This window comes from Actinoplanes sp. NPDC051343 (assembly GCF_044455125.1).
Taxonomy (GTDB): Bacteria; Actinomycetota; Actinomycetes; order Mycobacteriales; family Micromonosporaceae; genus Actinoplanes.
The window spans coordinates 325983-348733 of the sequence record NZ_JBITEL010000010.1; the positions used below are offsets into that span (position 1 = coordinate 325983).

23 protein-coding genes and 1 pseudogene are annotated in these 22751 nt (G+C 70.7%); 15 read left to right on the forward strand and 9 right to left on the reverse strand.

Annotated features, from left to right (window positions below):
- Nucleotides 1-495 precede the first annotated feature (495 nt).
- From ACIA5C_RS31760 to ACIA5C_RS31780, 5 genes are all read left to right on the forward strand, one after another.
- The gene (locus tag ACIA5C_RS31760) at nt 496-966 is read left to right on the forward strand and encodes a hypothetical protein (RefSeq protein WP_396061373.1); all 471 of its coding nucleotides are present in this window, start codon (nt 496-498) and stop codon (nt 964-966) included.
- Between the two features lie 315 nt (nt 967-1281).
- Complete coding sequence (locus ACIA5C_RS31765; protein ID WP_396061375.1) at nt 1282-1647, forward strand: hypothetical protein; 366 nt, start codon at nt 1282-1284, stop codon at nt 1645-1647.
- Nucleotides 1644-2492, forward strand: a complete 849-nt coding sequence (locus ACIA5C_RS31770; protein WP_396061378.1) for a hypothetical protein — start codon at nt 1644-1646, stop codon at nt 2490-2492. The genes ACIA5C_RS31765 and ACIA5C_RS31770 overlap by 4 nt, the downstream gene beginning before the upstream one ends.
- A 298-nt stretch (nt 2493-2790) precedes the next feature.
- A complete protein-coding gene (locus ACIA5C_RS31775) occupies nt 2791-3855 on the forward strand; it encodes a hypothetical protein (protein ID WP_396061380.1) in 1065 nt (354 codons plus the stop codon).
- Nucleotides 3856-3935: 80 nt separating this feature from the next.
- Nucleotides 3936-4544 (forward strand): LuxR C-terminal-related transcriptional regulator, encoded by a 609-nt coding sequence (locus tag ACIA5C_RS31780; RefSeq protein ID WP_396061383.1) that lies wholly within the window; start codon nt 3936-3938, stop codon nt 4542-4544.
- Between the two features lie 67 nt (nt 4545-4611).
- On the opposite strand, the gene ACIA5C_RS31785 is transcribed toward ACIA5C_RS31780, so the two are convergent.
- The 3 genes from ACIA5C_RS31785 to ACIA5C_RS31795 all read right to left on the reverse strand — a co-directional run bounded on the left by ACIA5C_RS31785 (nt 4612) and on the right by ACIA5C_RS31795 (nt 6479).
- Nucleotides 4612-5160 (reverse strand): hypothetical protein, encoded by a 549-nt coding sequence (locus tag ACIA5C_RS31785; RefSeq protein WP_396061386.1) that lies wholly within the window; start codon nt 5158-5160, stop codon nt 4612-4614.
- A gap of 219 nt (nt 5161-5379) precedes the next feature.
- Nucleotides 5380-5835 carry a hypothetical protein gene (locus ACIA5C_RS31790; protein WP_396061388.1) on the reverse strand — a complete coding sequence of 152 codons (456 nt, stop codon included), beginning with the start codon at nt 5833-5835 and terminating at the stop codon, nt 5380-5382.
- Nucleotides 5832-6479, reverse strand: a complete 648-nt coding sequence (locus ACIA5C_RS31795; RefSeq protein WP_396061391.1) for a hypothetical protein — start codon at nt 6477-6479, stop codon at nt 5832-5834. Before ACIA5C_RS31795 ends, ACIA5C_RS31790 begins: the two co-directional genes overlap by 4 nt.
- A 117-nt stretch (nt 6480-6596) precedes the next feature.
- Between ACIA5C_RS31795 and ACIA5C_RS31800 the strand changes: the two genes are divergently transcribed.
- Nucleotides 6597-9146: a CHAT domain-containing protein gene (locus ACIA5C_RS31800; RefSeq protein ID WP_396061393.1), complete on the forward strand. Its 2550-nt coding sequence runs from the start codon at nt 6597-6599 to the stop codon at nt 9144-9146.
- On the opposite strand, the gene ACIA5C_RS31805 is transcribed toward ACIA5C_RS31800, so the two are convergent.
- From ACIA5C_RS31805 to ACIA5C_RS31815, 3 genes are read right to left on the reverse strand one after another with little or no spacing between them, the layout of a single operon-like run.
- A complete protein-coding gene (locus tag ACIA5C_RS31805) occupies nt 9147-10343 on the reverse strand; it encodes a S8 family peptidase (protein ID WP_396061396.1) in 1197 nt (398 codons plus the stop codon). It lies immediately after the preceding gene.
- A gap of 21 nt (nt 10344-10364) precedes the next feature.
- Nucleotides 10365-10865 (reverse strand): hypothetical protein, encoded by a 501-nt coding sequence (locus tag ACIA5C_RS31810; RefSeq protein WP_396061398.1) that lies wholly within the window; start codon nt 10863-10865, stop codon nt 10365-10367.
- A complete protein-coding gene (locus ACIA5C_RS31815) occupies nt 10855-11436 on the reverse strand; it encodes an RNA polymerase sigma factor (protein ID WP_396061401.1) in 582 nt (193 codons plus the stop codon). Before ACIA5C_RS31815 ends, ACIA5C_RS31810 begins: the two co-directional genes overlap by 11 nt.
- Nucleotides 11437-11711: 275 nt before the next feature.
- Here ACIA5C_RS31815 and ACIA5C_RS31820 point away from each other — a divergent pair, with 275 nt between their 5' ends.
- Both ACIA5C_RS31820 and ACIA5C_RS31825 read left to right on the forward strand, forming a co-directional pair.
- Nucleotides 11712-13265: a protein kinase gene (locus tag ACIA5C_RS31820; RefSeq protein WP_396061404.1), complete on the forward strand. Its 1554-nt coding sequence runs from the start codon at nt 11712-11714 to the stop codon at nt 13263-13265.
- Nucleotides 13266-13274: 9 nt separating this feature from the next.
- Nucleotides 13275-14273 carry a nitronate monooxygenase gene (locus tag ACIA5C_RS31825; protein ID WP_396061407.1) on the forward strand — a complete coding sequence of 333 codons (999 nt, stop codon included), beginning with the start codon at nt 13275-13277 and terminating at the stop codon, nt 14271-14273.
- A gap of 54 nt (nt 14274-14327) precedes the next feature.
- On the opposite strand, the gene ACIA5C_RS31830 is transcribed toward ACIA5C_RS31825, so the two are convergent.
- Complete coding sequence (locus ACIA5C_RS31830; RefSeq protein WP_396061409.1) at nt 14328-15755, reverse strand: MFS transporter; 1428 nt, start codon at nt 15753-15755, stop codon at nt 14328-14330.
- An 80-nt stretch (nt 15756-15835) separates the two neighbouring features.
- Here ACIA5C_RS31830 and ACIA5C_RS31835 point away from each other — a divergent pair, with 80 nt between their 5' ends.
- From ACIA5C_RS31835 to ACIA5C_RS31845, 3 genes are read left to right on the forward strand one after another with little or no spacing between them, the layout of a single operon-like run.
- Complete coding sequence (locus tag ACIA5C_RS31835; protein WP_396061411.1) at nt 15836-16501, forward strand: TetR/AcrR family transcriptional regulator; 666 nt, start codon at nt 15836-15838, stop codon at nt 16499-16501.
- 41 nt (nt 16502-16542) lie between these two features.
- Complete coding sequence (locus tag ACIA5C_RS31840; RefSeq protein WP_396061414.1) at nt 16543-17145, forward strand: DsbA family protein; 603 nt, start codon at nt 16543-16545, stop codon at nt 17143-17145.
- The gene (locus tag ACIA5C_RS31845; protein WP_396061416.1) at nt 17142-18407 is read left to right on the forward strand and encodes an MFS transporter; all 1266 of its coding nucleotides are present in this window, start codon (nt 17142-17144) and stop codon (nt 18405-18407) included. Before ACIA5C_RS31840 ends, ACIA5C_RS31845 begins: the two co-directional genes overlap by 4 nt.
- Nucleotides 18408-18425: 18 nt before the next feature.
- Here the strand turns inward: ACIA5C_RS31845 and ACIA5C_RS31850 are convergent.
- Nucleotides 18426-18818, reverse strand: a pseudogene (locus ACIA5C_RS31850) (class I SAM-dependent methyltransferase); the annotation flags it as partial.
- A gap of 99 nt (nt 18819-18917) precedes the next feature.
- Between ACIA5C_RS31850 and ACIA5C_RS31855 the strand changes: the two are divergent.
- Together ACIA5C_RS31855 and ACIA5C_RS31860 are read left to right on the forward strand one after the other, a co-directional pair.
- The gene (locus ACIA5C_RS31855; protein ID WP_396061419.1) at nt 18918-19478 is read left to right on the forward strand and encodes a TetR/AcrR family transcriptional regulator; all 561 of its coding nucleotides are present in this window, start codon (nt 18918-18920) and stop codon (nt 19476-19478) included.
- Nucleotides 19479-19492: 14 nt separating this feature from the next.
- Entirely contained in the window at nt 19493-19960 is a 468-nt protein-coding gene (locus tag ACIA5C_RS31860; RefSeq protein WP_396061422.1) for an NUDIX hydrolase, read from the forward strand.
- Nucleotide 19961: 1 nt separating this feature from the next.
- Here the strand turns inward: ACIA5C_RS31860 and ACIA5C_RS31865 are convergent, their stop codons facing one another.
- Entirely contained in the window at nt 19962-20690 is a 729-nt protein-coding gene (locus ACIA5C_RS31865; RefSeq protein WP_396061424.1) for a M48 family metalloprotease, read from the reverse strand.
- A 344-nt stretch (nt 20691-21034) separates the two neighbouring features.
- On the opposite strand from ACIA5C_RS31865, the gene ACIA5C_RS31870 reads away from it, so the two are divergent.
- Together ACIA5C_RS31870 and ACIA5C_RS31875 are read left to right on the forward strand one after the other, a co-directional pair.
- Entirely contained in the window at nt 21035-22039 is a 1005-nt protein-coding gene (locus ACIA5C_RS31870; RefSeq protein ID WP_396061426.1) for a zinc-binding dehydrogenase, read from the forward strand.
- A gap of 38 nt (nt 22040-22077) precedes the next feature.
- Nucleotides 22078-22740, forward strand: coding sequence for a hypothetical protein (locus ACIA5C_RS31875; RefSeq protein WP_396061428.1), 663 nt, complete (start codon nt 22078-22080; stop codon nt 22738-22740).
- Nucleotides 22741-22751 lie beyond the last annotated feature (11 nt).

The window sequence follows — 22751 nt, forward strand, 5'->3', positions numbered from 1 at the left end:
TGACTATTCGCGCGCTGACGGGGCGGCCCAGTTCTGCTCGTAATCGTCCAGATCCAGGTCTCGCCATGCCGGAGGGGCCGGGCGGGCGGATTGGGTTCCTTCTCTGACACAGATGGTCCTCTCGCGCGGTGACGCGGCACCGGCTTCAGCACAGTGCCGCTTGGAACGCGAGACGCACGATCCATCCGGCCCCGCGGAGGCCGAGTTTGGGGTTTAAGGTGCCGCGCGAGATTCAGCCCTGAGCGCTCGTGGCCGTGAGTGGGGTCCCAAATGATGCGGCGAGAAGCATCGTTGCGGGATGCAGGAGGATCGCCGTCCCCACAGAAATACGCTACGTCGTCCGGCTGTCCGCGTCCTTGACGCGCGAGTTCGGGCAAGCGGTAGGGCACCACCCATGAGGACGCCACCCGCGCTGTACACGCGCTCGCCGAAGCCCACCAGGGCGCCTCCACCGAGGCGATGCGCTCCGGCTGGGGCACGATGTCGGACCAGCACGTGAACGAGATCATTACCGGCTGCGCCACCCTTGCCATGGCTCTGGACGCGGCTGCGGGCTACATCGTGGCGCAGAAGGCGGAGGCGATCGCGGTCCTCATCGGCATGGCCGCCGCGTTCGTTGCCGACCAGGCCGCTGCAGTGGCCACGGCCGGTCTTGCGGAGGTGGCCGTCCCGCTGATCATTGAAGGCGCCGAGCGGCTGATCAAGTCCCTGATCATGGACCTGCAACAGCATGTGATCGGCGAGGTCATCGAGGCGGCGGCAAAACCGCTGTTCGCCAAGATCGGCCAGGCGATGTCAGGGCTCGACTGGTCGCAGTCGGGCGGTGCAGGCGCGGCCGAGCCTACCCAGGTGTCGATCGATCCGGCGGCGGTGCGTACGCAACTCGGCATCCTCCGCGAGCACGCCGCCCAGATGCGTCAACACGGCGCCAGGTTCTCGTTGGCCGTCGGCGGGCTCGGGTTCTGATGGCCGACGGCGAACTGGGCGCAGTATTCCGCGCGCTCGCCAAGGACGCGGCCCAGGCGGCCGAGCACGCATCCGAGTCCATCGCGAAAGTGACCGAGCAGACCGCGAACATCGAGGAACGCAACGTCTCCGAGATCCTCGAGGCGGACGCCAAAGCGGCCGACCGGATCGCCGCGGCCGGCAAGAAGGGCACGCCGGAAACTGCGGGCGCCGGGACGCGCTTGGTGCCGGCTGGGCCGCCGTGGCCGGTCGCGGACGACGTCGTGGGCTCAGCTCGGGGCAAGACTCTCAAACCCTCCGAACGCGCGGCACACCGTGGCCGGCGCGCGCAGCGGCATGGTGGGCCGGAAGAACAGCGTCGTCCTGCGCGGCAACGAGGACGCGATGCGGGACGATGTAGCGCAGATCGCAGCGGGCAACGCCCGCTGGGACGCGCCCACCAGCCGCTACGAGATCAACGGGAGGTCGTACGGCGTGGAACCGAGCGGCACCGTCTATCCCGACTCAGGCCCCGGCATCGTGAAACTGGACCGCAACGAGTACACCGCCCTGACCGAAATCGCGAAGGCCGGCGGAGATCCGGCGAAGGTCCCCGCTTTCACGCGTGACCCGCGGTTCATCAACAATCCGGACGCGATTGCCAAAGCCAAGGCCATCTACGACGGGAACTACCAGGGATGACATACGACCTGCTCCTCGCCGGCGACTTCGACCGAGCCGCCCTCGCCGCCGCGCTCGCCGACCTGGTCGGCGTGCCGGCTGACGCGGTCGACATCGCCGAACGCGACGCCGAGGACCGCGCCTGGGACTCGCCCGTCCTGTGCACCTACGAGCCGGTCGGCGGGGACCTGTCTTGGCTGCTCGACATCTACCTCGGTGTTGGCGCGGCCAAGGAGCCCGACGTTGCTGTCGTCGCCCAGCTCATCGCCGCTCGGCTGGGCACATCGGTGCTCTGGGTGGCCCAGGAATTCCCACCATCGGCGTTCTGGCTGATCACCCCGGACGGCACGCGGACGAGGGCACGCGTTTACGACGAGGAGGACGGTGACCTCGCGGCGTACCGGCTGGACGCGGTCGAAAAGCCCGTCCCGCAGTTCCCCTCGGTGCGCGTCGAGCGCCTGCCGGAAGTGATCCGCGAGCACCGAGTGCCGACACCAGTCACTGACGAACTGGCCGCCTGGCTCGCCGACGAGGACACGGTACTGCCCGAGGATTCCCACGACGCGGTCCGGCACGCCCGCACCTACCTCGCCGTCTGGGAACAGCTCATCGAACGGATTGCCGCTGGCTGGCCACCCGACAGCTGGTACCCAACCGACTTCTACCGCGACGACCTGAGCACCCGCGACCAACTGGAGACGGCACTCACCTGGCTACCGGCCGCCGCGACCGGGCGGTTCCGATGGGCAATTGGCCGCGTCGACGAAAAGTTCAAGGCGCTCACCCACCAGACGACGACACCGCCAGCACACGGCGGCGACGCATGGTGGTGGCAACGTGTCCCCGACAAACCGGGCCTCGTCTGAACCCCAGCAGGATGCCGCGGGCCCGCGTCCGCGAGGTCATGCGCGAGGATCGACAGGCTCCGCGACCAGGAGCTGCGTTCGGCGGGGCTCACGCCGTGCCCACTCATCCGCACGTGCTCGGCCACTCGGTCGGCCAGGCTGGCCTCCGTTCCCAGCTTCGCTCCCGCGCGAAAGCCCGGACTCGTGCGGTCGCTCGGCCGATCGACGAGAATCTCGGGCGTGACGAGCGGACTGTCACCTTCCGCTCGCTCGCCGGCCTCACCGTCCCTACTGGTCGGTGTGTGTCAGCTTGCCAGGGATGGGTAAATACTTCTGGATGCTGAGCGGAGTTGCGCAAGGAGAGGACCGTGCGGCCGAGGTGACTCGGCGCATTGTTCGGCTGTTTGTGCTGCTCGGGGCGGCTGTTGCGGCGTATCTCGTGCTCAGCTTCTTTGATCATGCTGCGCGGGCCGATTCGGGGTCGCTTGGCCTGCCAAGCGGTCAAGTCGGCGCGACCGATCCGGTCGGCACGGTCAAGGCCACAGCCGCTGGCGCCGGCAAGGCCCTTCGGGAGCGTAAGCCGACCGTTCCGAAGTCGACCGCTCCCAAGGCTCACCCGCCGAGGATCCATCGGCCGACGGCGAAGACGCCGACGGTCCACGCGGCGAAGGCCCAGGCCGCGAAGAAGGTACAGGTTCAAAGCGTTCGGGTCGGCAAGACGGTGCGGCGGGTGCAGGCCCAGACGCCGAAACCGGGTCGGCTTCCGTCGGGCGCGGTGCGGCACGCTGCGCGAACTACGGTGACCTCGGCGCGGGCGGCAGTCGCCCGGCATGAGTTGTCGAAGCCCATCCCGCTTCCTTCTCTGCCGAAGCCCGCCGCGATGCCTGACCTTCCCCGGGCCGAACTCGCGGCTTCGCCGCGGCTGCCCTCGTGGCCGCGCACACAGCAGGCTCAACTCCCCGACTGGCCGCAGCTGCCCGGACCGCAGCACACCCGACTCGCCGCCGGGCCGCAGGTGCCCGGCGCGACGCAGAACCGTACGCCGGTGTTGACCCAAATCACGGCGTTGCCGAGTGTCGCCGTATCTCACCAGTCGGCGTCCGCGCCGGTGTGCCGGTTCTCGCAAGCGTCCGCGCGTGGCCTGGCCACGCCGTCGGCAGCGCCGGTTCAACCGCGGACGGTGCCGCTCCCGGCTCCGCCGAGGCAGCCGGGCGATCAATCGACTTCCACCGGCCAGGCACGTGACGCCGGTGGCAGCAACGGGCCCGCGATTTGCACCGTCTCCTCGTCGTGGCGGCCGGAAGTGGTGGCCACCGGCCGTCGTCTGGCCGTCGAATTCGTCGCGCGCGGGCGCACCGTCCGCTACGCGGGCCCTCCCAGCTGAACGAACTCCCGCAGGGATCCGGAAACCGGCCGGCACCAGTTCGGCCGTACCGAAGCTTTGACCCTGGCTGGGAGGCCGTCGTGATTCGCATTCTGCTCGTCGAACCCATAAATCTGCTCCGTGGCGCCCTGGCCGCGACCTTGTCCTTGGAGGAGGACCTCGAGGTGGTCGCTGAGCTCGGCGCCCTTGACCAGGCGCCGGACATGGCCCGCGCGGTGCCGCCGGACGTGGCCGTGGTCAACATCGCGCTCCTGGCCGGCGACGGCTTGGCCACGATGGGCCGGCTCACCGCCGAGCAGCCCGGCTGCGCTACCTTGGTGCTGGCCGGGCCGGACGAGCCGGGACTGCTCAATCGGGCGCTTGACCTGCGCATCGACGGCGTCGTCGGCACTCAGGCTGCCCCGTGTGAGCTGGTTCGCGGCATTCGGCGGCTCGCCGAGGGTGAACGGGTCATCGACGCGAGCCTGGCCGTGGCGATGGTGGCGGCGCCGCGCAGTCCACTGTCGCCGCGCGAGCTCAACGTGCTGAGCGTGGCCGCGTCCGGGGTGCCGTCCACTGAGGTTGCCGCCGAGCTGCACCTGAGCACCGGCACCGTTCGGAACTACATCTCGGCGATCCTCCGCAAGACCGGCGCCCGCAACCGCCTGGAAGCGGTCCGTCTCGCCGAGGGCGCCGGCTGGTTGCAGTGACGACGGCGACGCAGCCGCACCTGGCGGGGTGCGACTGCGTCGGACGTACCGGTCAGAGCTGAACGGGTCAGAGCTGGCCGAGCAGAGCAAGGATGGCGTTGAGGAGCGCGGACAGACCACCCGCGGTGGGGGTGCCGTCGAGCAGGTGGGTGATGGCGCACAGCAGGTTGCCGAGCAGGTTGCCGGCCCCTTGCACCGCGGTGATGACCAGGTGCACCTGGTTCAGGTCGACGACCAGGCCGAGCAGGTCGAGGTGCAGCGGTCCGAGGACGAGGTTCAGCACCTGACACGTCGCGGCGGCGATGCCCACGGGCATGCTGACGGTGCGGGTGACGGTGCCGACGGTGGCGCCGGACGAGTCAGTGACCGCGCCGGTCAGTACGCCGGTGGCCAGCAGTTTTCCGTTCTGCGTCGAGAATTTCGACGGGGTGAAGCTGCCGGCGAAGGAGCCGCCGTTGGCGGCCGTGCCGGTGATCGGTGTGGCGAGGGCGGTTACCGGCGGAGCGGCCGCCGGGGCACTCGGGGCGGCACTGGCCACACCCGCACCTGCGAAGCTGAGACCCAACGCCGCCGCCAACGTTACGACGATCATCGTGAGCCGTTGCCGATGTGTCATCGTTCCTCCTGCTGATAATCATCGTCTGGCTTGTGTTGTCATCGATAAGCCTCGTTGCGGGGGCGGCCTCAACCCAGTGAGTGCTGTCATCAGCTCACGGTGAGTGGAGTCAGCGGGATCGCTGACAATTGTCATGTTTGGAGAGTGTTGGCGAAGTCACGGCCTGGTGCGCCCAGGAAAGACGGGCGGGTGGCAGCGCCTCCGATCCCAGCGCGTCGGTCACCAGGTTCGGGCCCAGTCCGGCGGGGGCTCGACCGGCAGGTCTGGCTCGCCGGCTATGGGTTCGAGGGCGTAGAGGATGGTGAGCTCGTCGCTGTCCGGGTCGGTCTGAACTCTTCCGTAGCTGCCGTCCGCGGCGACCAGAATCCAGTAGTCCGGGGCCTGGCTGCCGTCGTCCAGCAGTGCTCTGGTGTGGGCTACCCGGCAGATCGCCTGGGCCAGGTCCAGCTCGCCGGTGCGGGTCAGCTCGTGGAGCTTGTCGCCTGCGCTGAACTCGTTGCCGAACGGGCCGTCGACCGGGGTGATCAGGGCGACCGGGTCCGGCCCGGCGTGGTCGTTGAGCGCCTCGTACGGTCCGGCGTACACCAGGTCGAGCGGCACGTTGTAGACGGCGTGCAGGGCCGCCCGCAACGCTTCGGCCGGCGTCCTGCTGTCGAAATAGATTCCGTACGTCATGCCCCGCCCTTGTAGCTCTTGTGGTGTTGGAAAACCTCCAGCGCCGCCGGCCAGTCAGCATCAGCGATGCTCGGGTCCCGGCGCAACGCGTCCCGGGCCGCATCGACGTCGCCGTCCGAGCCGATGAGCTGCTGGAGAATCTTGTATTGGGATCGTGACAGGTTGACGAAGCCGGGACCTGACTCCGGAAAGACAGTTCCGGTCGATTCCACCCCGTACGTGCGGCCGTTCACCTCATAGCGGCTGGTCTTGTCGGACCACGTACCTCGTCCGGCGAAGATATCCGCCAGGTCTCCCGCCATATCCGTGCCGGGCAGCACGACGGTGTTCTTGTCCCTGGCCGGGTTCTTCGGCCGGATGCCACTGAGATTGTGCCGGTTGTTGGGTGGCTTCAATGGAATCTTCGCCGCCGGTCCCTTGATCGGCCCAGGGCCTTCAGTCCGTGAGCCGGTCGGTGCGCTTGCGCTTCCGATACGCCCTAGTCGGGCAACGTCGCCGACCCGTTCCTGAGCCCCGGACACGCTGTCGTCGCCGGCGGCGCCCGTTGCGGGCGGCCGACGCCGGAGACGTCCGCCTCCGGCACCGTCGTCGCCGGACGCCCGGTGTTCCGGCTCCTCGCGGTGCGGGGTGTGGGATCTGGCCATCCCCTCCGATCGTATCGACGAGGGTCACACGCCGGGGGCTGAGCCGCAGCGTTGATCCTGCATGGCGGGCGTAAAGGCGTCGTGCTCTTGGGGCCAGTGCGGTAGAGACAACAGACAATGACCGAACTTGAGCTCGCCGAAGGAGCGATGCGCCTCGTCCCGACCGATCCGCGGCGGGCGCGCGCTGAAGCGCTGCGTGTTCGGGCGCGGGCGCGGAAGGCCGGGGATCGGGCGGCCGAGTCGGCGGCTGAGCGGGTGCTCGGGCTGGCCGGCCGGGAGAGTAACCGCATGCGGTCGGCTGCCGGGCATCTGCGGCGGGCGGTTGTTGTCGCCGATGAGGCCGGGCTTGCGGTGCTCGCCGCGCAGGGGCGGATGAGTCTGGCCCTGGTGCGGGCCGACCAGGGGGCGATCGCCGAGGCGATTCAGCTGGGTAAGCGGGCTGCCCCGGTGCTGGAAGGGCTCGAGGCAGCCCGCCTGCGGATGCAGCTGGCGGTCGTGGCGCAGCGGCAGGGGCTGTTCGATGAGGCGTTCGCGGAGTACGGCCGGGCGCTCGCGGTGTTCCGCCGGGAGGGTGACCGGCTGTGGGAGGCGAAGCTTCTCAACAACCGCGGGGTTCTGCAGGCCTATCGCGGGCGTTCCGAGGCGGCCGAGGCCGACCTGGAACGGGCCGAGGAGCTTTATCAGAAGCTGGGCCAGGATCTGGCTGTCGCCGACGTGCGATGGAACCGGGGGTTCGCGGACGGGCGGGCCGGCCGGGTCGTCACCGCGCTGACGCATCTCGCGGCGGCCGAGGTCTACTACGTCGGCAACCGGCTGCCGACGGCGATGATCCTGATGGACCGGTGTGACGTGCTGCTCGCGGCCGGGTTGCACGGGGAGGCTCGGGAGGTCGCGGCCACCGCCGTACGGGAACTGGCGCGCCGCCGGATGGGCGCCGACCTGGCCGAGGCCCGTCTTCTGCTCGCCGCCGCGGCCCTCGCGTGCGGTGATCTCGATGCGGCCGGTGGGGCCGCCCGGCTCGCCGGGCGGGCTTTCGACCGGCAGGGCCGTCCGGGCTGGGCGGCCGTCGCCCGTTACGGCCGATTGCGTACGGACTGGACCGCGGGCCGCCGTGACCAGAAGGTTCAGCGGGCGGCGACGTCGAACGCGGCCGAGCTGCGGGCGGCCGGCTGGGCGGTTCCGGCCGCCGACGCCGTGCTGATCGCGGCCCGCTGCGCTCTCGCCGCGGGGCGCCCGGAGGAGGCGACCGGCCTGCTGCGGCAGGCGCGCCGGGCCCGCCGGAGCGACGCCCCGGCCGCGCAGCGGGTCAGTGCCTGGCACGCCGAGGCGCTGCTGCGCATCGCGGGCGGTAACCGGCGGGGTGCCGAGGCGGCCCTGCGGGCTGGGCTGCGGGCGCTCGACGAGCATCGGCTCACGCTGGGGGCGACGGAGTTGCGGGTACGCGCGGCCGAGCACGGGCTGGAACTGGTGCGCACCGCCCTGAGCGTGGCCGGGCCGGCGAAGCAGCTGCTTCTGTGGGCCGAGCGCGGGCGGGCCGCGGCCCAGCAGCGCCGGCCCGCCCGGCCACCGGACGACGCCCGGTTCGCGGCCGACATCGCCGAACTGCGTGCGGTCGCCGCCGACCGGGAGCAGGCGGTGGCCGAGGGGCGGGACGCGCGGCGCTACGGGCATCGGCAGGCGCTCCTGGAACGCTCGATCCGCGACCGGGTGCGGCAGATCGGGCCGGTTGACCGCGTTCCGCCGGCCGGCGGTCCCGGTCTGCGGGGGCTGGTGTCCGGCCTGGACGGACGCGCGCTGGTCGAGCTGATCGCGATCGAGGAGACGCTGCACGCGGTCGTGCTGGCCGGGGGCCGGTTCAGCCGGCACGAGCTGGGGCCGGTCGGGGCGATGAACGCCGAGGTGCGGGCGCTGCGGTTCGCGCTGCAGCGGATGGCGTTGCGCGACCGGCCGGTGGCGAGCGGGGCGGAACGGCTCGACCGGGCTCTGCTGGGCCCGTTGCGCTCGCGGCTCGGGGACCGGGAACTGGTGGTCGTGCCGTCGGGACGGCTGCACGGCGTGCCCTGGCACGTGCTGCCGAGCTGCCACGACCGTACGGTCTCGGTCGCGCCCAGCGCGACCGGCTGGCTGCGCGCCGCCAGCGCCGAGCCGCCGGGCGGGGAAACGGTGGTGATCGCCGGGCCGGGTCTGCCCGCCGCGATCGACGAGGTGGAGACGCTGGCCGGGCTGTACGGCGGCGCCCGGGTGCTGACCGGCGGTGTCGCCGAGGCGCTCGACGCGATCGACGGCGCGCGCCGGGTCCACGTCGCCGCGCACGGCAGTTTCCGGGCCGACAACCCGCAGTTCTCGGCGCTGCGGCTGAGCGACGGGCCGCTCACCGTCTACGACCTGGAGACGCTGCGCCGGCCGCCCGGCCTGGTCGTGCTGTCCGCCTGCGACCTGGGCATGTTCACCGTGCACCGCGGCGACGAGATCATGGGGTTCGCGGCCGCGCTGCTCGCGCTCGGCACCCGCGCGGTGATCGCCGCGGTGGCGCCGGTACGCGACGGCGCCACCCGAGACGTCATGCTGCACCTGCACGCCGGGTTGCGGGCCGGACGGTCGCCGGCGGCCGCGCTCGCGGCCGTGCAGCCGGCGGCGGCCGCTTTCGTCTGCTACGGAGCCGGCTGACTACAGTGTCGGGTCGGGCGGCGCTTCCAGGTAGAGGCCGTAACCGGGAACGCCATGCAGCGGCGGCAAGGTCAGCAGGTTGTTCGCGGCTGCCTCGGCGGTCTGGCCGGCCCCGGTCGTCGACGCGATGCGCGCCACCACGTACGGCGTGGCGAACGAGGTTCCGCTCCAGGCGACATATCCGTTGAAGGTCTGCGGTGTCGCCCCGTACCTCCAGGTGCCGACGACGTACGTGGAGTGCAGCATCACCCCCGGCGCGCAGACGTCGACCCAGGGTGCCGTGTTGCTGAACCCGGCCGGGACAGCCGGCACGACCGCGGTGTTCATGGCGGCGACCGCGATGACGTCGGACCGGTCGGCCGGGTAGAAGTTGGGCTCCGGCTTCTCCACGTTGCCGGCCGCCGCTACCACCACCGTCCCGGCCGGCCGATTGCTGAGGACCGCGTCGAGGGCGAGCGGGCCGAGCGAACCGTCGTAGACGCAGCCGAGGGACAGGTTGACGATCTCGGCGCCGCCGTCGAACGCGCGCTGGACCGCGTTGGCCAGGGTGACGTCGTCGGTGATCCCGGCGACGCTCAGCACCTGAATCGACGAGAGGTGCACCTCCGGCGCGTAGCGGGCGATGATGCCGGCCACGACCGTGCCGTGGCCGCCCATCAGGCCGATCTGCCGGGCCGCGGCGTTCTCGTAGACGGCGTCCGGCTCGTGCACGCCGTGCCGCTGGTGATCACGGAACAGGGGCAGCGTCATGGCGTTCGGGTCGAGCCCGGTGTCCACCACCGCGACCCGCACCACGCGGCCGCCCGAGCCGGAGGCGACCACCTCGGGTGCGGGAACCGGATCGTCGCCGGCGCCGCCGTGCAGCTTCGGCTGGCCGATGACCGGGATCCTCTCTCGGCTCGCGGCGTACACATGATTGACACCGACCCGCGTCTCCCCGGGCAGAGATCGCAGTTCCCGCAGGGTTCGGGTGACCGAGCGACCGGGCGGCAGAACCCAGCGGGTCACATATTCGGAGAGCGGGTTGTCCTCATCGATCTGCACCGCGTTGAACTCGCGCAGCCGGTTGCTGACGACCCGGGGCCCTTCGGGCTCGGCCCCGACGAGAACCTCACCGGCCAGGTAGTAGACGCTGCCGTCGTACCGCACGCGGGGGTCGAACGCCCACGGGTTGGGGAAGCTGGTCGCTTCGGGCATTGCTGTCTCGCTTTCCGGGCGTCAGCCGAGCGCCACCCAGCCGGTGACGGTCGGTGCCGAATCGGGTCCCCGCAGCCGCAACCGGATCGAACGCACCGCGGGCAGGTCGGCGTCGAACCGTCCCCCGCTGTCGACCGGCCGGCGGATGACACCCCCGCGGAACTCCACCTCGACCTCTCCCGGACCCGGCGGCTCCACCAGGCCGTCCAGGTCGAGCCCGGTCGCCGTGCGGGTCAGCCCCAGATGGATGCTGGTGCCCGCCTCACCGGCCGGCCCGAAGACGAGCATGCGCGTGCCGTCCGGGCCCCGGGTCAGCGCCTCGGCGTCGTCGGTCCACGAATCCCACTCCAGGTCGGCGAAGTCCTCGTCGGCGGTGCGGAACGCGTACGCGGCGTGCGCGTACCGTTCGACCGCCGGGGGAACCGGGTCCACCCGGGAGACAACTTCGCGGAGCACGGCGTCCAGGTCCATGGCGTCGGTGTCCTCCTCGCGGGGCGGCGGGCCACCCCTGTCACCAGTCATGACCGCTCTCCACCGGTTCTGATACGAGCTTCCGGAGCTTCTCCAGGCAGCGCTTGCGGGTGGGGCCGAGGTAGCCGACCGTCACGCCGAGGGCGGCGGCGGCATCGGCGTACGAGGGTGGCGGGTCGGCCATCATGACCCGGAGCAGCTGCTGGCAGTTCTCGCCGAGGAGGTGGAGCGCCTGCCACACGCGTACGGCGTGAGCGCTGTCCTCGCGCGCAAGCGCGACCTCCTCGGGGTTTTCTTCGGTCGGCGAAGCCCCGATCCAGCCCAGGTCGCCCGTCGGCAGGACCCGGTTGCGGATGGCCAGCACGCGCAGCGACTCCCGGCGGGCGGTCGTCGCGAGCCAGGCCCCGGCACGTTCCGGCTGGTTGATGTCGCCCTTGCCCATCGTCCGGGCAAATTTTTCCCAGGTCGTCTGGGCAACATCCTCGGCGTCGGCCGCGCCGAGACGGTGGGTGCGGGCTATCGCCCAGACCAGGCCCGCGTACGCGGTGACCAGCGCTCCCCACGCGCTCTGGTCGCCCGCCGCCGCCCGGCGCACCAGGGCGGCCGTCTCTTCCGGCTCCACCTCGGGCCTCCTTTGGTCGTCTCTGCGTAACCGTCTCGATCGAACGAAGCCAGGAACTGTCACCTAGCCGACTCAAGTCATGCTCGTCGTTCGAGCCCTACTACTTCTGATACTTCACGGTCGAAGCACCTTGGCCGGGTTGACCTTCGGGCCAGCTCTGAGCGTTGGTTGTTCACTGTCCACACGCGACAGTCGACGCTCTTCAATTGATTATGACGGATGTCACAGGGCGGGTCACCCGGCTCCGGTTGCGCTGGGGCCGGTACCGTTCCGTCGTGTCGGAAATCGGGGCTCGGGTGGTTGCGGAACGTTACCGGCTGGTAGGTGAGCTGGGGCGCGGCGGCATGGGGCGGGTGTGGGCGGCCCGCGACGAGCTGCTGGGCCGGGACGTCGCGGTCAAGGAGCTGGTGCTGCCCGCCGGCATGGCGCCCGAGGACAAACGTGACCTGGCGGAACGTACGATCCGGGAGGCCCGGGCGATCGCCCGGCTCGACCACCGCAACGTCGTGCGGATCTTCGATGTCGTCTTCGCCGGCGGCCGGCCCTGGATCGTCATGGAGCTGGTCCGGTCGCGGTCACTCTTCGAAGTCGTCAGCACGGACGGGCCGATGGCGCCGGAACAGGTCGCCCGGGTCGGGCTCGAGGTCCTGGCGGCGCTGCGAGCGGCCCACCGGGCAGGCATCCTGCACCGCGACGTGAAGCCGGCCAACGTGCTGCTCGGCGAGGACGGCCGGGTGGTGCTTACCGATTTCGGCCTGGCGACGGCGGCCGGGGACAGCAGCATGACGAGCACCGGCATCGTGCTGGGCTCACCGTCCTACCTGGCCCCGGAGCGGGCACTGGACGGCGAGATCGGCCCGGCGGCCGACCTCTGGTCACTCGGCGCGACGCTGTACGCGGCGGTCGAGGGCAAACCGCCGTACGCGAAATCGTCGCCGATGGCCACCCTGGCCGCGCTCGCCACCGAGCCGCCGGCGCCGCCCGAGCAGGCCGGCGCGATGGGCCCGGCGCTGGCCGCCCTCCTGGAGAAGGATCCGGCGCGCCGGGCGGACGCCGAGACGGCCGAACGGCTGCTCCGCGAGGCGGCCGAGGAGGCGTCGACGGCGCAGACGCGCCAATACGCGTACATCAGGCAGCGCGTCCACGAGGTCGAGGAGAAGCCGGACCACCCCGAGCCACCGAAACGCATCCGGACCCGCTGGCTGATCGCGGCCGCGGCCCTCGCCGTCCTGGCCGCCATCCTCATCGCCGTCCGGCCGTCACTCAGAAACGCCTCGGCCGACGAGGTCCCCACCGCAAGCCCCAGTCCCTCAGCCTCGGCGGCCGCCTTCGTCGAACCGGCTCCCAGCACCACGTCCCCTAGACATTCCCCGTCGGCATCGCCTTCGGCGTCGGCATCGTCGTCCGAGCCGAGCCACCGCACCCCGCCGACAAAGCAACTGGCCGCCACGGCCAAGCCGTCGCCCACCGGCCGGCAGATCCAGAACTTCCAGACCGGCACCTGCCTCTACGCCCCCGGCACCACGGGCGAACTCAAGCTCTGGGCCTGCCGCCCCACCGAACCGCAACTGTTCACTTTCGCCAACGACGGCACCCTGCGCGTGCGCGGTAGATGCGTCGCGATCCGATCCACCGGCGACGGCGCCCACCTCGAACTCGCCACCTGCAACGGCGACGCGTCACAGCAGTTCTCCTACAACACCTCCTACGACCTGGTCAGCGGCCAGGCCGACAAATGCGTCGACGTCCCCGACGGCGACGCGGGCAACGGCACCCCGGCCCAGATCTGGGAATGCACCGGCGCCGGCAACCAGAAATGGCACTACTAGGGTCGAGGCATGGACGACCTCATCCGGCCCGTTGTCGTCGCACCGATGGCCGGCGGCCCCACGACGACCGCGCTGGTCACCGGTGCGGCCGATGCGGGTGCGCTCGCATTTCTCGCTGCCGGGTACAAGAAGCCGGAGACCGTCGAGGACGAACTGCGCGCGGTCCGGAACATCCCGCACGGGCTGAACATCTTCGTGCCGATGCCCCCGGCTCCCGACGTCGAGGCGCTCGAGCGTTATCGCCGGCTTCTGCAACCGGAAGCCGAGCGATTCCAGGTCGATCTGCCGCCGCTGCGGCTCCACGATGACGACAGCTTCGGCGCGAAGGTCGCGCTTGCCGAGACGTACGCCGTGCCGGTCGTCAGCTTCACCTTCGGAGTTCCGGAACGCACCATAGTGGAAAGGTTGCGGCGCGCCGGCTCCCGCGTACTCATAACCGTGACCGACCGCGACGAGGCCCGCCGCGCCCTGGCCGTGCAACCCGATGGGCTGATCGCGCAGGCCGGCGCAGCCGGCGCGCATTCCTCGACCACCGACCCGGCGCATTTCCAGGGCGACACCAGCGCCGAACAGGTCTTGGCCGAAGTGCGGGCGTGCACCGACAAACCGGTGATCGTCGCCGGTGGCGTGATGTCCGCGGCCGACGCCTACGCACTCCTCGAAAAGGGCGCGGCAGCGGTTCAATGCGGCACCGCATTCCTGCTGGCCGACGAGGCGGCCACCCGGGAAGCGCAGCGCGACGCGATGCTGAAACGCGTCTACCAGAAGACCGTCGTCACGCGCGCTTTCACCGGCCAACCGGCGCGCGGTTTCGCCAACCGGTTCACTGAGGCATATTCGAAGGCCGCCCCGATCGGCTACCCGGCGATTCACCACCTGACCGCACCGATCCGGGCCGCCGCGGCCAAGCTGGGCGACGCCGGTTCGCTCAACCTCTGGGCCGGCACCGGGCACGCCCGGGCCCGCACCGGCTCGGTCGCCGATCTGGTCGCCCATTTGACGCCGTGAACGATCGGGAAGATGGCCCGACGCTTTCGCGCCGGGCCATCTGGTGGTGACGGTTCAGACCGTTTCGAGGATCGGCGGCTCGAGGGCGGCCTCCGAGTCCGGCTCCGGCGTGCGGACCTTGCGCATCGAGAAGTACGCGATGGGGGCGCCCACGGCGACCAGGACCGCGGCCACCATAAGTGAGAACTGATAGCCGGACAGGTAGCGGTGGAGTTCGGTGCCGGTCGCCGCCGCGGAGCGGTTGGAGAGGACCGCGCCGAGGATGGTGACGCCGAGCAGGCCGAACACCTCGCGGGAGACGTTCAGCATGCCTGAGGCGATGCCGGCCCGCTCGCTCGGCAGCGCGCCGATGATGACGTTGTTGAGCGGCACCAGCAGGCCACCACCGAGTCCGTAGAGGACGAACCAGGGCAGCAGGTCGGTGTAGGTCGTGCCCTCGCCGAAGGTGGCGATGATGCCCAGCGCAACCGCCATGATCAGCAGGCCGGCGGCGACCGTCCGGCCGGCGCCGAAGCGTGCCTCCAGGCGCGGCGCCAGGGTCGCCATTACGGCCATCACCAGGGCCATCGGCACGAATGCGGCGCCCGCCTCGGTGGGCGAGAAGCCGAGCACGTTCTGCAGGTAGATCGCGGTGTAGAAGTAGATGCCGAAGACGCCGAACGCCCACAGGCCCATCGAGATCAGGCCGCCGCTGAACACCGGCATGCGCAGGAAGCCCAGGTTCATCATCGGGTTGGCCGAGCGCATCTCGATGACCACGAAGGCGATCGCGACCGCCGCGGCGAGGCCGAACGCGGCCAGGATCGGGGTGGAGGTCCAGCCCTTCGACTCGCCCTCGATCAGGGCGTAGGTGAGGGCGAACAGCGACACCGACGAGGTGATCAGGCCGGGGAGGTCGAGGCCGCGGGAGGTGCCGCGGTCGCCGGCCGGGATCGCGAACACCGACAGCAGCACGGTGACGACGCCGATCGGCGCGTTGATCAGGAAGATCCAGCTCCAGTCGGTGTGCTGGCTGAACAGGCCGCCGAGCAGCGGGCCGACCGCGAGGGCCAGGGCGCCGACGCCGCCCCAGACGCCGATCGCCGTGCCGCGCTCGCGCGGGTTGGGGAACAGCTGGGGCAGCAGGGCCAGCGAGGCCGGGGTGAGCAGTGCCGCGCCGAGGCCCTGGACGGCTCGGGCGCCGATCAGCATTTCTTGATTTTGCGCGAGGCCGGCCGCGACCGAGGCGAGCGTGAAGACGACCAGGCCGCCGAGGAAGGCGGTGCGCCGGCCGACCACGTCGGCGATGCGGCCGCCGGCCAGGAGCAGGCCGGCGAAGACCAGGATGTACGCGCTGACGATCCACTCGAGCCCGGAGATGCTCAGGTTCAGGTCACGCTGGATCGACGGCAGCGCGACGTTGACCACGTTGTTGTCGAGATACGTCATGAAGGTGCCGAGCGCTACTGCTACCAGCGCCCACCAGCGTCGATTCTTTCCCATCGTGCTCGCCCCCTGTACGGCGTCCATATACGTTGTACATGTACGTCGTACATCAGACCTGTACGTTGTATGGTTGTCAAGTGGCGACCGAAAAACTCAGCAGGTCCGCAGTCGCCGAGCGGGCCCTGCGCCTCGGCGACGAGGAGGGCCTGGAAGCCGTGACCATCCGCCGGCTCGCTCAGGCGCTCGGGGTCACTCCCATGGCGCTGTACTGGCATTTCAAGAACAAGGACGAGCTGATGCTGGGCATCGTCGACCATGTTCTGGACGGCGTACGCGCCGACCGCGCCGACACCGATCCCTGGGACATCCAGCTGCGCGCGATGGTGGATTCGCTCGTCAGAGTGATGCGGGCGCACCCGATCCTGGCCGACCTGCTGCACTCGGTGGAGAAGGACGAGGCGACCAGCTTCAGCCGCGCCACCGACGACGCGCTCACCCTGCTCACCCGGGCCGGCTTCGAGGTGCGGGAGGCGTTCTGGGTCGCGAGTTATCTGCTGCACGGCGCGATCGGCCTGGTCTCGGGTCAGCCGGACTGCCCGACGATGGTCCCGGCGCAGGACGTCGCGGAGTGGCGGCGGCAGAAGCGCCTGAAGATGGAGCGGCTGCCGGCCGACCAGTTCCCGATGCTTGTCGCGTTCGCCGGTACATACAACGAAGAACCCGACCCGGAGCGTTACTTCGCGTTCGGCGTCGACCTGCTGATGGCCGGGGTCGCGGCAGTGGCCCGGTCAATTCGCGCCTGATTGGTTCGCCGCGCAAGCACTTTTGGTCGTAGCGTGAGCCCGTGACACAAGTCGACTTCTATTTCGACCCAGCCTGCCCCTTCGCCTGGATCACGTCCCGCTGGATGCTCGAGGTCGAGCAGCAGCGCAGCGATCTCGATCTCCGGTTCCACGTCATGAGCCTCTATGTGCTCAACGAGGGCCGCGACCTCCCAGACTCGTACCGCGAGCTCATCGACCGCTCGCTCGGGACGGTCCGCGTAGTGACCGCGGCCGCCCAGCAGCACGGCGACGGCGTACTCCGCGATCTCTACACCGCTCTCGGCACCCGCATCCACAACGAGGGCGACAAGAACCTCGACGAGGTGGTCCCGGCCGCGCTGGCCGACGTCGGCCTGCCCGCGTCGCTGATCGAGGCGGCCACGAGCGATCAATACGACGAGGCCCTCCGCAAGAGCCACCACGAGGGCATGGACCCGGTCGGCGACGACGTCGGCACCCCGACCATTCACATCGACGGGGTGGCGTTCTTCGGGCCGGTGCTCAACAAGATCCCGCGCGGCGAGGACGCGGTGAAGATCTTCGACGGCGCGGTGGCCCTGGCCAACTATCCGCACTTCTTCGAGCTCAAGCGCACCCGCACCGGTGGCCTCGACTTCGAGTGACCCGCGCGCGCCTCGCCCTGGCCGCCCTGGCGCTGTCGACCTTCACCTACGTCACGACCGAGACGCTCCCGATCGGGCTGCTGCCGCAGATCGCGGACGGGCTGCAAGCGCGGGCGTCCTCGGTCGGACTGCTGGTCACGGCGTACGGGCTGATCGTGGTGGTCGCCACGCTGCCGCTGACCCGGCTCACCCGCCGGTGGCCTCGGAAGAGACTCCTGGGCGTACTCCTGGGGATCTTCGTCGTGGCGACGGCCCTGTCGGCGGCCGCACCCGGTTACGCCACCCTCCTGGCCGCCCGGGTCGTCACCGCGCTGAGCCAGGCCGTCTTCTGGGCGATCGTCTCCCCGGCCGCGGCGGCGCTCTTCCCTCCGGCGGCGCGCGGGCGCGCCGTCTCGACCCTGTACGTGGGAAGCAGCGCCGCCACGCTCGTCGGCGTGCCGGCCGGCACCTGGCTCGGTCAGGTGTCGTCGTGGCGGGTCCCGTTCGTCGTGCTGTGCGTGCTCGGCGTGCTGGTCATGGTCGCTCTGCAGGCGATCCTGCCCGACGTGGCACCGGGCGCGAGCGGCACCGATCGGGGCACCGCCCCCGACGCGGGCCGCTATCGCGTGCTGGTCGTGACCGTGATCCTGGCCGTGACCGCCGCGTTCACCGCCTACACCTACGTCAACCCCTTCCTTACCCAGGTCAGCGGGCTGGCCGAGTCAGCGGTCGGGCCGGCCCTGGTGCTGCGCGGCGTGGCCGGGATGGCCGGCGTGTTCGTGGCCGGGTGGTTCGTGTCGCGGTTCGGCTGGCTGACGATGCTGACCGCGATCGGGCTGCAGGCGGTGGCGCTCGGGGTGCTCTACGCGTTCGGCACGATCACCGTGCTCGCGGTGGTCGTGTCGGCGGTGACGAGCTTCGCGCTGTCGGGGATGGTGACCGCGCTCGGCGCCCGGGTGCTGGAGGTCGCGCCGGGCGACACCGACACGGCCAACGCCGGCACGTCGACCGCGTTCAACGTCGGCATCACGGCCGGGGCGCTGATCGGGGCCGCGCTGATCGACGGCCCCGGGGTGCGGAGCACGGTGCTCGTGGGTGCCCTGATCGGGGTGCTCGGGTTCGCCGTGGTGGCGGCCGAGCCGCTTCTAGCAGGCCTCCAGCCGCGCATAAAACGCTCGCACTCCTCGAACCTGGACAATGCCGAAGGACGATCGGGCCGCGCGGGTGGCCCGCCGGAGGACGAACCGGACGTCGTAGATCCGGAGTCGTCCGCCCGGACGTAGCACCCGCCGCAGGCTCGTCATCGCGCCCTCGACGTCGGTCCAGTGGTGCTGGCTCATCGAGCTGACGATCAGGTCGAAGCTGTCGTCGGGATAGGGCAGGTCGGCGACATCGCCGACGGCGAAACTCACTCGCCGCGCCAGGTCACGGTCCTGGGCGTACGCGATCATGCGCGGATCGAGATCGACACCGTCGACCGCCCATCGCGGATGATCGTCGGCCAGCGCTCGGGGGATCCGGCCGGGCCCGGTCCCCACATCGAGCACCCGGGCGTCGTCGGGCAGCCCGGCCGCGGCCGCGTCGGCGACCACCCGGTCGTGGAGCTTGCGGAACGGACGGGTGTGCTTGTCGTAGCCGGCCGGATCGTTGAAGGGCCCGCTCATCCGCGGGCTACGGAGGCTGATGTTGTGCATGACGTTCCCCTCTGTTTCCGAACACTGTGTTCGATTAGGGTTCGGAGGGGCAACGCGCGGATCGGCTTCCACGTGCGGAAACGAACACTGGAGCGGGAAGTGACCGGAAACGACCGGCGGGTGCGGCGCACCCGGCGAGCCCTGCGCGAGGCGCTGGTCGCCCTGATCGTCGAGCGCGGCTACGAGAAGGTCACCGTGCAGGACGTGCTCGACCGGGCGGACATCGGCCGGTCCACGTTCTACGCCCATTATCGCGACAAGGACGCCCTGTTCACGGCCTGCTTCGACGACCTGCGGGCTTCGTTGGAACGCGAGCTGGCCGCCACCGTCGAGGGCCCCTCCCACGACGACCCGACCCGGCCGATCGGGGTCATGTTCGAGCACGCGTACGCCAACCAGCTCGTCTATCAGGCACTGTGCGGGTTTTCCGGGGCCACCGCCGGCACCCGCCTCCTGCACGGTCTCGTCCTCGACTCGCTGCGCGACCATCTCACCCCGGTAGGCCTGAAACTGCCGGCCGACATCGTGGCGTCCTACCACGCGGGCGGCCTGGTCGCGGTGCTGGTCGCGTGGGTGCGGCAGGGCTTCCCGCAGGCGCCGGCCGAGATCGCCCGAATATGCCAGAAGATGATCACCCCGAGCGTCATGGCGGCGTTCTGACCTACGTTCGGGCCATGGCTACTCCTGAATTCGTCCTCACCCTGCGGGCCAGGATCGGGCACAATCCCCTGCCGCTGAACGGCGCGACCAACGTCGTCCTCGACGACCAGGGCCGGGTGCTGCTGGTGCGGCGGGCCGACAACCACAAGTGGACGCTGGTCAGCGGCATCATCGAGCCGGGCGAGGAGCCGGCCGCGGGTGCGCTGCGCGAGATCGAGGAGGAGACCGGCGTGATCGCCAAGGTCGAGCGCCTGCTCGGCATCGGGACACGCGACCTGGCCACCCTGATCAACGGCGACCAGGTCTGGTGGACCTCGATCATGTTCCAATGCCGGCACGTCAGCGGCGAGGCGCGGGTGAACGACGACGAGTCGATCGACGTCGGCTGGTTCGCGGTCGACGACCTGCCCGAACTGCCGCCTCATCACGTTCACGCGCTGGCTCTCGCCCAGAGCGACGAGCCGGCCTGGTTCGCGGCGTAGGTCAGACGATCACGCGGTCGAGCATCTCGCGGTGCAGGATCTCGGCGTACGGCGCGATCTCCCGCTCGAGCCGTACGCCCGCCGCCTCCTCGACCAGCAGCCCCGGCGTCCGGGCTGGCTGCGCCGACAACCACTGGTGCCGCCGTCCGGGAGCCGGGTGATCGGCGAGCACGGACGCGTCCGTACGCATGGAAAGCTGCCGCCGGGCCGGCAGCGAGTCGACGTGCCGCTCCCGCACCGAGCCCATATAGCGCCGCCATCGGGCGGCGGCCTCGCCGGGCTCGACGTGGTGCTGCAGATAGCCGGAGATGATCGGCACCAGCGTCAGCGTATCGAGCATCTCGACCGCGGCGGCGGTGCCGGCCGCTTGCGCGGCCATCAGGTCGGCCCGCAGCTCGACCGCCCGGTGCTGAGCCGCCGTCGCGCTCTTGATCGCGACGTGCGCCCCGGCCGGCAGAAGATGGGCGATGCCACCGCCGAGTGGCCAGATCACCCGAGCCAGGTTGACGAATTGGGCCCTGGCGACCATGTGCGGCGGCCTGAACACGCGGGCCAGGCGGCTGAAGAACGTGGCCGCCGGCTGAAGCAGAAGGCGGCGGCGGTTGTCCTCGTACTTCAGGTGACCCAGTTCGTGGCCGACCAGCGCGACCACCTGCTGCGGGGTGAGCGCGAGCAGCAACGGGACGCCGAGGGTCAGCACGCGAGTCTGGCGCGGCCCGACCCGGGTCACCCCGGCGTTGAAGCCGAAGTCGAAAAATCACGGCTGCGGCCAGGGCGACATCGGCCAGCAGGAGCAGCGCCGAGAGGACGAGGAGGAGGGCGTACACCCGGCCGCCGATCGGCAGTGGCCCGGCCGAGCCGGCCAGTTCCCGATCGGACCGGAAGCCGGCCCGCCGCTCGGCCCGGCGCACCCAGCGCCAGAACCAGCTGTCGGAGCGACCGTCCGGAAACGCGTCCAGGTTCCACTCGCACGACCCGCACCACGGCACGGCGTCGCCCGCGCTGATGAGCCGCACGCGACAGGTCGGGCAGTCCTCGCCCACGATCGTCTGCACAGCGGTAATCATGGAGTACATGAGGGCGTTTGTGATCAACGGGCCGGGGCGTACCGAGGTGGTAGAGGTCGATCCGCCGGTCGCCGGGCCGGGCGAGGTCGTGGTCGACGTCGAGCGGGCCGGGTTGTGCGGCACCGACATGGAGTTCTTCACCGGCGACATGAGCTACCTGGCCACCGGCGAGGCCGCCTACCCGATGCGGATCGGGCACGAGTGGAGCGGCGTCGTCTCGCACGTCGGCCCGCTCACCGACCCGTCCTGGCTGGGCGCCCGGGTCACCGGCGACACGATGCTCGGCTGCGGGCACTGCGCGCGATGCACCGGCGGGCGGCAGCACCTGTGCGCCGACCGCTACGAGATCGGCATCCGCCGTGGATGGCCCGGTGCGCTGGCGGCGCAGCTTCCGGTGCCGGTCACGGCGCTGCACCGACTGCCCGACACCGTCGACGCCACGCTAGGTGCGCTGGTCGAGCCGGGAGCCAACGCGCTGCGGGCCGCCCGGGCCACCGCCGCCGGACCGGGCGACGAACTGCTGATCATGGGGCCGGGGACGATCGGGCTGCTGGCGGCCATGTTCGCGCGGGCGCGTGGTGCCCGCGTACACCTGCTCGGGGCGACGGAATCGTCGCTGAAATTTGCCACCTCGCTCGGTTTCACCGAGGCGTGGACCGCCGACACGCTGCCCGATATGCCATTTGACGCGATCCTTGACGCCAGCAACGCGCCCGGCCTGCCGGCTTTCGCGGTCGAGCGGGTCGAACCGGGCGGCCGGATCGTCTACATCGGCATCTCCGGCGAACCGTCGGTGATCGACACCCGGCGCGTGGTCCTCAAAGACATCACCGTCGTGGGCATTCTGAGCGGTTCGCCGATCCTTGCGGAGACAATTGAGGCGTACGCATCGGGAGCCGTCGATCCGCGCCCGCTCGTAGATTCCGTGGTCGGCCTTTCCTCGGCCGCCGACGTCCTCTCCGGTGCCCGTCGCGGCATCGCCCCGAAGATCCACATCGATCCCCGAAATTGACATGTGCCCATGACCCGGTCGTCGCTACAGTGCCGGGCATGACGGGGCCCGACATACCGCGGCGCGTGCGCGCCGCCACGACGATAGTCATGCTGCTGGCGCCGGCCGGCCTGCTGCTGGTGATCGACGGACTGTGGGAACTGCGCTGGTGGGCCAGCCCTTCGGCCCATCGGCTGACGGCCGTGCTCGCCGACATCAAACGGGAGTTCGGCGTCGAACCGCCGGCGCTGCTCCGCGGCCACACCGGCGCGATCGAGTTGCTCGTGCTGGGGCTGCTCACGATGGCGCCGGCGTTCCTGGCTCTGGGCGTCCGCGCCGGCAACCGCACCGCCCGCACCTGGGTGTTCGCGCTGGCCATCGGCACGCTGGCGGTCGGTCTCGCCTTCATCGGCTCCGACGCGACCCAGCCGGTCACCCTCCACACCTACCTGACCAACCTGCACCAGGGCATCGCCGTCGAGCGCATCGGAGATGTCAACGCCGCGATGTACCCGTCGTGGTACTCGTGGGCCGAAGACATCGCCCAGGGCCTGCAGGCGTTGGCCGCGGCCGCGGCGGTCGGCGCCCTCGCCATGGCCGTGATCTGGCACGGCGACTGGTTCTTCGGCCGCGGCAACTCGCAGCCCGCCGACGACGCCTGGGACGCCGCCATCAGCCGCCTCCACCAGCGCACCGTCAACGGCCGCGACGACGAGAGGTGAGCGCCCACCGG